The organism is Paraburkholderia edwinii, assembly GCF_019428685.1.
Classification (GTDB): domain Bacteria; phylum Pseudomonadota; class Gammaproteobacteria; order Burkholderiales; family Burkholderiaceae; genus Paraburkholderia; species Paraburkholderia edwinii.
In genome coordinates this window covers 1096594-1109555 of record NZ_CP080095.1, presented here as the reverse complement: position 1 = coordinate 1109555, position 12962 = coordinate 1096594, and the positions used below count along the sequence as shown (strand labels likewise).

The following is a 12962-nucleotide window of genomic DNA, read 5'->3' as shown; positions in this document are numbered from 1 at the left end:
GTTGCGGATCGATGCGTGCACAACGGTTGTGTGCACTGAAGACAGCGCCGACGTTGCACGCCGTCCGCATGCATTGCGCCGCGCGCGCTCCGCATATGCACGCGTTCGCTTACACGATTGCGTTGCGGTTCGCCCGCGCCTGAGCGCATCGCCATGACCCGTGCCGCCGCCCCGCTTCCCATCGCTTGTCTGCTCGGCCCCACGGCATCGGGCAAAACCGCCGCTGCGCTCGCGTTTGCGGCACGGCATCCGACGGAAATCGTCAGCGTCGATTCGGCGCTCGTCTATCGCGGCATGGATATCGGCACCGCGAAGCCGAGCGCGGAAGAGCGCGCGCGGGTGCCGCATCATCTGATCGACATCGTCGATCCGGCCGATGCGTATTCGGCTTCCGATTTCCGCACCGATGCGTTGCGCGCGCTCGATGCGATCGTCGCGCGGGGCCGCGTGCCCTTGCTGGTCGGCGGCACGATGCTGTACTACAAGGCGCTGACGCAAGGGCTCAACGACCTGCCCGCCGCCGATGCCGCGCTGCGCGCCGGGCTTGAAGCCGATGCCGCGCACGACGGCTGGCCCGCGCTGCACGCGCGCCTCGCCGCCGTCGATCCGCAAACGGCCGCGCGGCTCGCGCCGAACGACGCGCAGCGCATCCAGCGCGCGCTCGAAGTCTTTATGCTGGCCGGTCAGCCGATGTCGGCGCTGCTCGCGGCGCCCACACGCGACGATCCGGCCGCGGCACGCTACCGCTTCGTGCCGGTCGCGCTCGAGCCGTCGGATCGCGCCATGCTGCACGCGCGCATCGCGCAGCGTTTCGACGCGATGCTCGAGGCGGGCTTGATCGATGAAGTGCAACGGTTGCGCGCGCGCGGCGATCTGCATGCGGGTCTGCCGTCGATGCGCTGCGTCGGCTACCGGCAGGCGTGGGAATATCTCGACGGCGCGATCGACTACGCGACGATGCGCGACAAAGGCGTCTTCGCGACGCGGCAGTTGTGCAAGCGACAGTTGACGTGGCTGCGCGCGATGCCGGAACGGATTGTGATCGACTGCTGCGCGCTTGATGCGACCGAACAGGCGCTGCATGCGCTGGAGCGGATCGCCGACGGGCTCGATTGACACATTCGAGGCGGCGGGAACATCGGGCGTTCGCTACGTGTCGATTGTTCGCGTGTGCCTTGCGTACGACCGCCCACGCGCTCCGATTGCCAGCTACTCGCTCCTGTGCGCACCCGGTTGAACAGCGGCCTGCCCGCTCCCCTGTGCGGCCTGTCGCGCGCGACTCCCGGAGCCCGCCTGTGACGCGCCGGTCTGCGCGCCCTGCTCCTCTTCTTCCCACCCGCCACCGAGCGCAAGAAACAGATTGACCCGATCGACCGCCACCGTCGAGCGCGCCGCGGCAACCTGCGCATCGACCTGCGTTAGCGTGCGCGTCGCGTCGAGGTCCGAGATAAACGACTCGCGGCCGCTCGTGTACAACTGGTGCGTCTGATCGGCCGACGTGCGCGCCGACTGCAGCGCGGTTTCGAGAACCTGCGCGCGCTGCGTGTCCAGGCTGTAGGTCGCGAGCGCGGACTCGGTTTCGCGCAGCGCGTTCAGCACGACCGAATCGAAATGCGCAAGCGACGCCACCGTCGACGCTTCGGCCTGTTGCACCTTCGCGCGCTGGCCGTTCACCGGAAACACCCAGCTGATCATCGGGCCGACCGAGTAGTACGCGGTCGGCGCGGTGCCGATATCGGATGCGAGCCCGTTGAAGCCCGCACTCGCACCGAGGCTGATGGTCGGATACAGCGCCGCTGTCGCGACGCCGATGCGCGCCGTCGACGCCGCGAGTTTGCGCTCTGCCTCGCGCACGTCGGGCCGGCGCTTGAGCAAGGCGGCGCCGTCGCCGACCGGCAACGGCTCGCCGATCTGCGGCAGCTTCGCGCAGTTCTTCGCCGCCGGCGGCAAATCTTGCGGCGAGCGCGCGAGTAGCGTCGCGAGCCGGTATTGCGCGACGCGCTGGCGCAGCATGAAACGCGGAATCTCGGCGGCGATCGTGTCGCGCTGCGTGATGCCGCGCGTCACGTCCGGCTCGTTGCCGCGGCCCGCCTGGAAAAGCCGTTGCGATACGTCGACGCGCTCGCGCTCGAGCGCAAGCGAATGCTGCGCGATCGCGAGTTCTTCGGCCGCCGCGCAGTTCTCGACGTACGAACGCACGACGTCCGCGACCACGGTGATGCGCACGAGATCGCGCGCGGCTTCGACCGCGTCGTCGTCGGCCTTCGCCGCTTCGACGCCGCGACGCAGCTTGCCGAATAGATCGAGCTCATACGACACGTTAAAGCCAAGCACGGCGAGCGTCTGTGGCGGAATCTTGTTGGTGAGGAACTGTTCGGGCGAGAGCTGCGAGTATTGAACGGTTCCCAATGCGTCGCCCGAGAAACCGTCCTGCTCGCGCGCGAACTGCACTTCGGCGCGCGACGCCGCGAGATTCGCGACCGCGACGCGCAAGTCGCGGTTCTCGGCAAGCGCATCTTCGACAAGGCTGTTCAACACCGGGTCGTCGTAGAGGCGCCACCAGTTCTGCGGAACGGGCTGCTGCGTGACGAGCGGATCGTTCGAGCCGTCGATCGGCGCATTCGCGAAGTTCGAGTTGACGAGCGCGTCTTTCGGCAGCGAATAGTTCGGGCCGACCGTGCAGCCGGTAAGCAACGCGACGGATGCAAATACGAGGGACGTAAGCGCCGATAACGCCATGCATGCCGCGCCGGGCGTCCTGATACGCGCGAACGCGAATGCGCGCACAGGCACGGACAGAAGCGCCGACAAAAGCGCGCGCACGCAACCGCCCACGCGCGGCGCCACGCGATCCACACGCTCCGCACGGCGCGTGCTCGCGTTCATCTCAGCGCTCCAATCACCCGCTCGAACCACAATTCGAACCGCGATTGCGGCGCCGACGCGGCGCCAGGCGCAGAAGCCGCGCCGTTGCCGATCGGCCGCAGTTCCGGGCCGCGGACCAGCACCGTCGCGGTCCGGCCCGCGATCATCTGGAAGTCCTGCGGCACTTCGTCGAGCGCGACGCGCACCGGGATGCGTTGGGCAAGCCGCACCCAGCTGAACGCCGGGTCGACGTTCGGCAGCAGGTTCGGCGTGCTGTTCGTGCGGTCGCGGTCCTCGATCGCGGCGACGATGCTGACCACATGGCCGCGCAGTAGCTTCGGTTCGCCCATCACCGCGATATCGACTGCCTGCCCGATGCGGATATGCCGCATCTTCGTCTCTTCGAAGTAGCCGTCGACACGGAACGAATGCGCATCGACGATCGACAGCACGGCGTGCCCCGCAGTCGCGTATTCGTTCGGACGCGGCGCGCGGTCGTTTACGTAGCCGTCGACGGGACTCACGATCGTCGTGCGCTGCAGGTTCAGGCGCGCGGTATCGAGCGCGACCTGCGCGAGATCCATCTGCGCGCGCGCCTCGATCGCACGCGCGTGGCTCTGTTGCAGAACCTCGACCGCTACGAGGTTGCCCAGCTGCTGGTTGCGCACGTCCTCGCGGCGCGCTTCGTCGTAGGTCGCCTTGCGCTGCGCGAGCGTCGCGGCCGCCTCGCGATAGGCGAGCCCGTAGCGCGCCTCGTCGATCACGAACAGCACCTGGCCTTTTCTGACCGGCTGGTTGTCGACGACGCGGATATCGGTAATCCAGCCGGAGATGTCAGGCGAAATCTGCACGATATCGGCGCGCACGCGGCCATCGCGCGTCCACGGCGAGAACATGTAGTAGTCGATCACCTTCCACAGCACCAGCGCGGCCGCAACGGTCGCGATCAGCGTCAGGATGACGGAGAACACCGAGATCTGTTTCACGCGCCGAACCGCTTCGTTAGAACGACGACCGCACCGAAGATGAACACATAGATGCAAAAATCGAACGCCGCCCGGTGCCAGATGAAACGATAAAAACCGGTCAGCGCGAGCAGCGCGACGACGCCGCGCTTGATCAGATACGCGACCAGCATCAGCACCAGCACGGTGGGTACGAAAACGCCGACGATATTGATTTCCCCGATCATGGCTTGCTCGTTGAGTTCAAAGGGTGACGCTCATGCGCCCGGCGCCGGTCCTGAGCCCGCGAGACCGGCCGGCGCGGCCGGCGCGCCCACCGCGAGCGGCGCAAGCGACAGGCGCAGGCCGACCAGCGCGTGCACCGCATCGCGCAGCCGGATCTCGGTCGAGAACGACGGCGGCGCGCCCGGTACCGCGCCTGCCGCGGTGCCTGCGGGTGTGCCTGCGGTTGGGTCAGCGGGTGTGCCTGCCGTTGTCCCTGCCACGCGCTGCGAGATACGCGACAGCGCCGCGTCGATCGCTTCGATCAGTCCGCGCGGCACCGGCTGGCGCTTGCGCCGCGCCACGCACAGTTCGTAGTAGGTGCGCACATTGGTCAGCACACGGTCGAGCTGCGCGCTCATGTCGGCGGCGACGCCCTCGCGGTAGTGGCGCAAATCGAGCGAGCTCGACGCCACGCGCAAGTCGCGAAACGTTTCGACCGAAGGATGATGATGCGGGCCCGAGACCGAGACGCGCGGCAGCACCTGCATCAGGCGGTCGAGCATGCGCGAGAAGAACGTGCGCTCATCGGCGATCGGCTGCCCGGACGCGGAGCGCGCGACGTCGGCCCAGGTCGCGCGAATCAGCCGCTGCGCGAAAAACTCGACGCCGAACGGCCGTGTCACCTGGGTCCAGACAAACGCGAACACGATGCCCGCAAGCGACGCGGAAGTCGTATTGATAAAGACCATGAAGTTCGCGTCGTATGAACCGCTGAAGCTGATGAACGTGGCGGTGAACAGCGCGATCACCGCTGCAACCGCATTGAATTTCGGATGCGCGATCAGCGTGCCGATCGCAAGGAACGGCACCGCGAGCGCGAGCAGCAGCGTCTCGAAGTTATGGACCTCGGGGAGCACGACGAACAGATACACGCCCGACAAAATCACCGACACGATGTTGGCGACGAAGAACCGGAAAATCGCCGGCGCGGGTTCGTCGAGGCCGGCGAAGAAGCAGCACGCGACCGTCGCGATAAACACCGCATTCGCGCCGTCATGCCAGCCCGAGGCAATCCACAGGCTGCAGGCCACGATCACGAAAGCCGCGACGGTGCCCGACGAAAACAGCATGAAGCCGTGGTCCACCCAGGTTTGCTCGCCATTCACGCGCCAATGCCGGAACCGTGGGTGCCAGCTGCCGTCGGGCTGATCGAACAGCGCGCGCAGTTCGCGGCAGTCCTGCCAGATGTCGATCGCCATCTGCACGCGCCACAGCGCGTTCGACAGCAGCGCGCCGTCCCACGGCGCAAGCGTGCGCGGCACACTGACGCGCAACGCGGCGATCCGCGCGCGCAAACTTGTCGCTTCGGGATCGCCGATGACGGATACGTTCTCCTCGCGGCGCAATGGCGCATTGATCCACGCGCCCACGTCGGCGAGCAGCGGCTCGAACTCCGGCACCCGCGCGATAGCCGCCGAATGCCGGAATGCGGCAAGCGGATCGGCCACCGCGGCCAGCACCGGCAGGAACAGTTGCATGCGTTCGCGCAGCGTGTAGGCGCGCGATACGACCTCGGGGCTCGAGTGATCGTAAGTCAGTTGCGAGAGCAGCACGTCGAGCGCCTTGACGGTCGAGGCCAGCCGTTGCTGCAGCGGCAATTGCACGACATCGTGGGAACGCGCCGACAGCGCGGCCCGCGCAAACTGCGCGGCGTCGGCGAACCACGAGTCGGTGCGGGCGAGCAGCGTCGGCGCGAGCCGGCTTGGAAACAGGATCGAACCGACCACGCTCGCGCAGATGATGCCGAGCAGGATTTCCTCGGTGCGCGCGATCGCGACATCGAAGATCGTCGTCGGGTTCGTCACGGTCGGAAAGGCGACGAGCGGCAGCGTAAAGCCCGCCAGAACGAATACGTATGAACGCGCGCTGCGGTCCGACAGCGACAGGTAGAGCATCGTCGCGGTCCACAGTGCGACGAGCACGCTGAAGAGGTAAGGCGATTCGACGAACGGCGGCACGAGCGCGACCGACATCGCCGCGCCGATTACCGTGCCGATCGCGCGGAACATCGCCTTCGAGCGCGTTGCGCCGACGAACGGGTTCGACACGATATAGACCGACGCGAGCGCCCACGACGGACGCGGCAGCGGCACGGCGAGCGCGATATATAACGCGAGCATCCCGGCCACGAAAGTCTTGACCGAAAACAGCCAGTCGCGAGCGGACGGGTTGGTCATGAGGGTTTTGCGCGTCGTGTCGTTCTTGGTTTATCGGAGTCGGCATGAGGCGCGCTGAGGTGTGCACGAAGCGTGCACGAAGCGCCGAGCCCGACGGTCACGCAAGTCTGTCCTGTCACGAAACAATGCGTTTCCCGCCACGCACTGCTATTTCAGATTCGCACGGTTTCCGGTGCGGTTGGCGCGTGGGTTGCAGATGCCTTTCGGCCACCGTACAGGGCGGCTTCGACACTGCTCTCGCAGGGCTCGAAGCCCTTCCCGGAGCGGGTCTCGCGGCGCGCGCCTTGTCCGTGCGAACTCGTCATTTTCCGTTACCCGGCACAAGCGCAGGATTCGTTGCGGATGCACATTGTCAGCATCGCGATTGCTGCAATGGCTGCTTCCACCGCATTTGTCACTGCGTCTGTCACTGCATCTGTCACTGCATTTTTCGCCGCATTTCTCACTGCATTTTTCACATCCAGGAGGTCAGCCGTGAGCCAGACGAAGTCAAGCCGAAAGCTCGTCGCAACCTGCGCGACAATCGCATGCGCCGCCGCCGTTGCGGCGGCATCGATATTCAGCGATACCGCGTTCGCGCAAGATGCGCAGGCCGCATCATCGGCGCAGACCGCGCCGGCTGCGCAAGCGGAGCAGCCCGCGTCGCATCCGTCGCGGGCGAGCCTGCGTCACGCCAACCACAAGCTCGAGCGTGAGGTGCGGATCGCGCTCACGCACGCGAAAATCGATACGACCGATATTCTGATTCGCGCGAAGGGCAGCAAGGTCGCGTTGATCGGCGCCGTGCCCGATCAGAACATGATCCAGTCCGCGAGCGAGATCGCCGGCAAGGTGGCGGGCGTGACTGCCGTGCAGAATCTTCTGATCCTGCGGCCCGAATCCGACGATTGAACGGAGAAGTTCAAGGGACAAGTTCAAGCGAGAAGTTAAAGCGAGGAATTGAAGCGGGGAAGCTGAAATAGAAAAACGGCACGCGCTTTCGTTCACGTGCCGTTTTTCGTTGAATGCCATGCGCTGCTGACGCGGTTGACTGCCGCTGTTACCGCACCAATCGCCGCCGGGTCAGACGACCACCGTCTGCGCCTCGCCTTCCTTGCTTTGCCGCACGGTGCCGATCTGCCACACCTGCTCGCCCGCTGCGGACAAAAGCCCGATAGCCTGCTTCGCATCCTGCGCGGAAACGATCACGGCCATGCCGATGCCGCAGTTGAACACGCGATGCATCTCGGCATCGGCGACACCGCCGTGCTTCTGCAGCCACGCAAAGAGCGGCGGCAGCGGCCATGCGCGATGATCGAGTTCGGCGGTGAACCCCGCCTTGAGCACGCGCGGAATGTTCTCGACGAGCCCACCGCCCGTGATGTGCGCCATGCCCTTCACCGTGACCTGTTCCATCAGCGCGAGCATCGACTTCACGTAGATGCGCGTGGGCGCCATCAATGCGTCCGCAAGCGGACGGCCGTCGAAATCGGCGGTGAGATCGGGATTCGCGCGCTCGATGATCTTGCGCACCAGCGAGTAGCCGTTCGAGTGGATGCCGCTCGACGCGAGACCCAGCACGACATCGCCTGCGGCGATCGTGCTGCCGTCGATGATCTTGCTCTTTTCGACCGCGCCGACCGCGAAACCCGCGAGATCGTATTCGCCATCGGGGTACATGCCCGGCATTTCAGCCGTTTCGCCGCCGATCAGCGCGCAGCCGGCGAGTTCGCAGCCATACGCAATGCCTTTGACGACCGTCGCGGCCGTCCCGACTTCGAGCTTGCCGCACGCGAAATAGTCGAGGAAGAAGAGCGGCTCGGCGCCTTGCACGAGGATATCGTTGACGCTCATCGCGACGAGATCCTGGCCGACCGTATCGTGTTTGTTCAGGTGGAAGGCGAGCTTGAGCTTCGTGCCGACGCCGTCGGTGCCCGAGACGAGCACGGGTTCGCGATATTTCTTCGGCACCTCGAACAGCGCACCGAAACCACCGATGCCGGCCAGCACGCCGTCGCGCATCGTTTTCTTGGCAAAGGGCTTGATCGCATCGACGAGGGCATCGCCTGCTTCGATGTCCACGCCGGCGTCACGATACGACAAACCTTGAGCGTCAGGAGCGGATTTCGGTTGATTCATAAGGAAAGCGCGAGAAGGTCGGTAAAATGCGATTTTACCTGATGCCGGCCCGCGGGCTGGAATTCTTCCCACGGTATACACGCCTTTTACACAGCGGCGCCGGCGGGGAAAGCCCACGCAGAAAGACGAGGAAAAGTTTATCTTGCAGCAGAACGCTCCGATTTTTACGCCCTATCAGCGGCGCGCGATGATCTGGTTCGCCATCGCGCTCGTCACCGGCATCCTTCTGTGGCTGTTGAGCCCGGTGCTCACGCCGTTTCTGCTCGGCGCGATCCTCGCTTACATCCTGCATCCGGGCGTCTCCTGGCTCAGACGCCACCGCGTGCCGAAGGTGGTCGCCGCGTTGCTCATGATGCTGTTCTTCACGCTGATGGTGACCGGCCTCGTGCTGCTGATACTCGTCGTCGTGCAGAAGGAAGTGCCGCAGTTGCGCCAGCAGGTGCCCGTGATGATTTCGCACGTACACAAGTGGCTGCAGCCGAAGCTCGAGATTGTCGGCCTCGCCGATTCGCTCGACTTCGCGAGCATTCGCGATCTCGTCACGAACCAGCTCGAAGGCAGCGCGCAGACCGTGGTGGTCTACGCGTGGACGTCGATCCGCACGAGCAGCAACCTGATGCTCGACCTCGTTAGCAATCTCGTGATGGTGCCGCTCGTGCTGTTCTATCTGCTGTACGACTGGAACGCGATGACCCGCCGCATCACGCACTTCATTCCGCGCCGCTGGCTCGTGAAAACGGTGCAGCTGTCGCGCGACATGGACCAGATGCTGTCGCAATACCTGCGCGGCCAGTTGCTCGTGATGGGCGTGCTCGCGGTCTATTATTCGATCGCGCTATGGGCCGCCGGGTTCGAGATCGCGCTGCCGGTCGGCATTTTTACCGGTCTCGCGGTATTTATTCCCTATATCGGTTTCGCGACGGGCCTGATCCTCGCGCTCGTCGCCGCGCTGCTGCAGTTCGGCAGCTGGTACGGGATCGGCGCGGTCGCCGTGGTGTATGGCGTCGGCCAGATTCTCGAGAGTTTTATCCTGACGCCGCGTCTCGTCGGCGAACGCATCGGCCTGCATCCGCTCGCCGTGATTTTCGCGTTGCTCGCGTTCGGTCAATTGTTCGGCTTTTTCGGTGTGCTGCTCGCGTTGCCGGTCAGCGCGATACTGTCCGTCGCGTGGCGCGAACTGCGCCAAAGCTATCTGTCGAGCACGCTTTACAAGAACTAACGCCGGCGATCAAAGCGCGCCGCTGTATCGCTCCGGTGGCGCATCTGCGACGCGCCCCGGTCGCATTTGCGTGGATATCGCGCGTTACAACGAATGCACGCGGCTTGCTGCGGAACTGACTGGCCTTCTCCTTATCGACTACTGTGCTGCGCCAACTTACGCTCGATCTCGGCACGCCGCCGCCATCGACCTTCGACAACTTCTTCGCCGGCGCGAACGACGAACTCGTCACGCGCCTGCGCGAACTCGACGCCGCGCTCACGGCCGGCCCCGTCGCGGACCGCACGTTCTATGTGTGGGGCGAACCGGGCAGCGGCCGCACGCATCTGCTGCAGGCGCTCGCGCATGAAGCGGCGCCGGGCCACGTGCGCTACGCGGGGCCGCACAGCAGCCTCGACGCGTTCGCGTTCGATGCGCGCGTCACGCTCTATGCGATCGACGATTGCGACGCGCTGTCGGCCGCGCAGCAGATCGCGCTCTTCAATCTGTTCAACGAAGTGCGCGCGCATCCGGCCAGCGCGCTCGTCGCGACGGGCAACGCGGCGCCGCTCGGCCTCGCGGTGCGCGAAGACCTGCGCACGCGCCTCGGCTGGGGCCTCGTGTTCCACCTCGCGCCGCTGTCCGACGAAGGCAAGGCCGCCGTGCTCAAGCACGCGGCGCACGAGCGCGGCATCGCGCTCGCCGACGACGTGCCCGCCTATCTGCTCACGCACTTTCGCCGCGATATGCCGAGCCTGATGGCGCTGCTCGACGCGCTCGACCGCTTTTCGCTCGAGCAGAAGCGCGCGGTGACGCTGCCGCTGCTGCGCGCGATGCTCGCCTCGCCCGACCCGGACGCGCCGTTCCAGCCATCCGCGCTTCAACCATCCGATCAGGCCGCTTCAAGTAAAATAGGCCCCCATGGCTAATCTCGCACTTTTCGATCTCGATCACACGCTCATTCCCACCGACAGCGACCACGAATGGGGCCGCTTCATGGTGAAACTCGGCATCGTCGACGCTGACAATTTCGCGCGTGAAAACGACCGCTTCTATGCCGACTACAAGGCCGGCAAGCTCGATATTCACGCGTATCTCGTCGCCATGCTTACACCGCTTGCGAAGTATTCGCGCGAACAGCTGAAGACGTGGCACGACCAGTACATGCATGAGGTGATCAAGCCGGCCATCGTGCCCGCCGCGATGGAACTCGTGCGCGAGCACCGCGATGCCGGCGACCTGTGCTGTATGGTCACCGCCACGAACGAATTCATCACCGCACCGATCGCTGAGGTATTCGGCATCGACAAGCTGATCGCGTGCGAAGTGGAAACCGTCGACGGGCATCCGGCATCGGCCTATACGGGCCGCCCGACCGGCACGCCGAGCTACCGCGAAGGCAAGATCGTGCGCACCGAAGCGTGGCTCGCCTCGCTCGGCAAAACATGGTCGGATTTCGAGCGCAGCTACTTCTACAGCGATTCGCACAACGACATCCCGCTGCTCGAAAAGGTCACCGACCCGATCGCGACCAACCCGGACGACACGCTGCGCGAGTATGCGCAGACACACGGCTGGCGGATCCTCGAACTATTCCAGACCACGTGATCAAAAAACTCATTCGCAAGCTGTTCGGACAAGACCGGGCGGACGCCGACAACCTCGCCGACGAAGACCCGTCCGACTCTCCGCACGAAGAAGACAACGCCGCGGCCGAACGCGTCGAGAATCCGCCGCCGCGCGGTGCGCCCGCCGGCGCCTCAGGTTCCGCTTCGGCTGCATCTTCAGCCCGCTCGCGGCGCAAGCCCGCACGGGCCGGCAGCGCGGCTAAGGGAGAAGGCGCGCGCGACCCGAACCTGCCCGTGATCATCGCGTCGGACATTCACGGCATCGACCCCACATTGATCTCCCGAAACGCGATCCGCGTAACCGAAGGCCTGCAGCAGGCGGGCTTTCGCGCGTTTATCGTCGGCGGCGCGGTGCGCGACCTGCTGCTCGGCATTGCGCCGAAAGACTTCGACGTCGCGACCGACGCGACGCCCGAACAGGTGCAGCGGCTGTTTCGCCGCGCGCGCATCATCGGGCGGCGTTTCCAGATCGTGCATGTGCAGTTCGGCCAGGAAATCATCGAGACATCGACGTTCCGTGCCCTCGTCGATCCGCCGGCGGCCGCGGCTGCGCCTGCCCACGCGCCCGAATCCGATGCTGATGGTGACACGGATGCGTCCGCGCCTGCAGCGCCTGCCGCGCCGCCGCGACGCCTGCGGCGCGACGAGCTCGATCGTCGCACGCATGCGGTCGATGCAAGCGGACGCGTGCTGCGCGACAATGTCTGGGGCGAGCAGCACGAAGACGCGACGCGACGCGACTTCACGATCAACGCGATGTATTACGACCCCGCGACGCAGACGGTGCTCGATTACCACAACGGCATGGCCGATGTGCGCGCGCGTCTGTTGCGGATGATCGGCGACCCGGTGACGCGCTTTCGCGAAGATCCGGTGCGTATGCTGCGCGTCGTCCGTTTCGCGGCGAAGCTCGGCTTCGAAATCGACGATGCGACGCGCGCGCCGATCACGTCGCTTGCCGATCTGATCAACAATGTGCCTGCGGCACGTCTCTTCGACGAGATGCTGAAGCTGCTGCTGTCAGGCCATGCGCTCGCCTGCCTGCAGCGGCTGCGCAAGGAAGGCCTGCATCATGGTCTCCTGCCGCTGCTCGATGTCGTGCTCGAACAGCCGCACGGCGAGCGCTTCATCACGCTTGCGCTCAACAAGACCGATGCGCGCGTGATGGCAGGCAAGCCGGTGTCGCCGGGCTTCCTGTTCGCCACGCTGTTGTGGCACGACGTGCAGCAGCGCTGGCAGCAATACGAAGCGAACGGCGAGTTGCCGGTGCCGGCGCTGCATCGCGCGATGGATGATGTGCTCGATATGCAGACCGAGAAACTCGCGATTCACAAGCGCTTCTCGGCCGATATGCGCGAAATCTGGGGGCTGCAGATGCGTCTTGAGCGGCGCTCCGGACGCAGCGCGTTGAAGCTGATCGAACACCAAAGATTTAGAGCGGGGTATGATTTCCTCCTGCTGCGCAGCGAATCCGGTGAACTGGACGAGTCGGTCGCTACGTGGTGGACAGAATTCATTAACGGAGACGCTGCCGCGCGTGAAGCATTGCTCACGCAAGGCGGGAAGGACCGGACGCCCAGAAAACGACGGCGGCGCGGAGGTGGCGCCAGAAACCGCAAGGCGGGCGACGGTATGGAGGGCGGCACGCCCGCAGGCAACCGCGAAGTCAAGGATGTGAGCCCGAACGGCACACACGAAGACTGACGCGATTCCGGCGGAAGCCGTCGAACGAAAGTCGTAGGAAGTG

Annotated in this window: 11 protein-coding genes; 6 read left to right on the top strand and 5 right to left on the bottom strand. The window is 65.2% G+C overall.

The window, feature by feature from the left end; all coding sequences use genetic code 11:
- The first annotated feature begins 153 nt into the window (after window positions 1-153).
- A complete protein-coding gene (miaA, locus tag KZJ38_RS04875) occupies window positions 154-1116 on the top strand; it encodes a tRNA (adenosine(37)-N6)-dimethylallyltransferase MiaA (RefSeq protein ID WP_219799034.1) in 963 nt (320 codons plus the stop codon).
- A 93-nt stretch (window positions 1117-1209) separates the two neighbouring features.
- On the opposite strand, the gene KZJ38_RS04870 is transcribed toward miaA, so the two are convergent.
- The 4 genes from KZJ38_RS04870 to KZJ38_RS04855 all read right to left on the bottom strand — a co-directional run bounded on the left by KZJ38_RS04870 (window position 1210) and on the right by KZJ38_RS04855 (window position 6271).
- Window positions 1210-2739: an efflux transporter outer membrane subunit gene (locus KZJ38_RS04870; RefSeq protein WP_219800117.1), complete on the bottom strand. Its 1530-nt coding sequence runs from the start codon at window positions 2737-2739 to the stop codon at window positions 1210-1212.
- A gap of 143 nt (window positions 2740-2882) precedes the next feature.
- Window positions 2883-3851: an efflux RND transporter periplasmic adaptor subunit gene (locus KZJ38_RS04865; RefSeq protein WP_246641640.1), complete on the bottom strand. Its 969-nt coding sequence runs from the start codon at window positions 3849-3851 to the stop codon at window positions 2883-2885.
- Window positions 3848-4057, bottom strand: coding sequence for a DUF1656 domain-containing protein (locus KZJ38_RS04860; RefSeq protein ID WP_219799033.1), 210 nt, complete (start codon window positions 4055-4057; stop codon window positions 3848-3850). The genes KZJ38_RS04865 and KZJ38_RS04860 overlap by 4 nt, the downstream gene beginning before the upstream one ends.
- Before the next feature lie 30 nt (window positions 4058-4087).
- The gene (locus tag KZJ38_RS04855; RefSeq protein WP_219799032.1) at window positions 4088-6271 is read right to left on the bottom strand and encodes an FUSC family protein; all 2184 of its coding nucleotides are present in this window, start codon (window positions 6269-6271) and stop codon (window positions 4088-4090) included.
- Window positions 6272-6745: 474 nt separating this feature from the next.
- Here KZJ38_RS04855 and KZJ38_RS04850 point away from each other — a divergent pair, with 474 nt between their 5' ends.
- A complete protein-coding gene (locus KZJ38_RS04850) occupies window positions 6746-7162 on the top strand; it encodes a BON domain-containing protein (RefSeq protein ID WP_219799031.1) in 417 nt (138 codons plus the stop codon).
- A gap of 171 nt (window positions 7163-7333) precedes the next feature.
- On the opposite strand, the gene purM is transcribed toward KZJ38_RS04850, so the two are convergent.
- On the bottom strand, window positions 7334-8389 hold the full coding sequence (purM, locus tag KZJ38_RS04845; protein WP_219799030.1) for a phosphoribosylformylglycinamidine cyclo-ligase: 1056 nt from the start codon (window positions 8387-8389) through the stop codon (window positions 7334-7336).
- Window positions 8390-8531: 142 nt separating this feature from the next.
- On the opposite strand from purM, the gene KZJ38_RS04840 reads away from it, so the two are divergent.
- The 4 genes from KZJ38_RS04840 (at window position 8532) to pcnB (ending at window position 12919) form a co-directional block, all read left to right on the top strand.
- Window positions 8532-9608 carry an AI-2E family transporter gene (locus KZJ38_RS04840; protein WP_219799029.1) on the top strand — a complete coding sequence of 359 codons (1077 nt, stop codon included), beginning with the start codon at window positions 8532-8534 and terminating at the stop codon, window positions 9606-9608.
- Window positions 9609-9751: 143 nt separating this feature from the next.
- Window positions 9752-10516, top strand: coding sequence for a DnaA regulatory inactivator Hda (gene hda / locus KZJ38_RS04835; RefSeq protein WP_219799028.1), 765 nt, complete (start codon window positions 9752-9754; stop codon window positions 10514-10516).
- Window positions 10509-11195, top strand: coding sequence for a histidinol-phosphatase (locus tag KZJ38_RS04830; RefSeq protein WP_219799027.1), 687 nt, complete (start codon window positions 10509-10511; stop codon window positions 11193-11195). Before hda ends, KZJ38_RS04830 begins: the two co-directional genes overlap by 8 nt.
- Complete coding sequence (gene pcnB / locus KZJ38_RS04825; protein ID WP_219799026.1) at window positions 11192-12919, top strand: polynucleotide adenylyltransferase PcnB; 1728 nt, start codon at window positions 11192-11194, stop codon at window positions 12917-12919. The genes KZJ38_RS04830 and pcnB overlap by 4 nt, the downstream gene beginning before the upstream one ends.
- Window positions 12920-12962 lie beyond the last annotated feature (43 nt).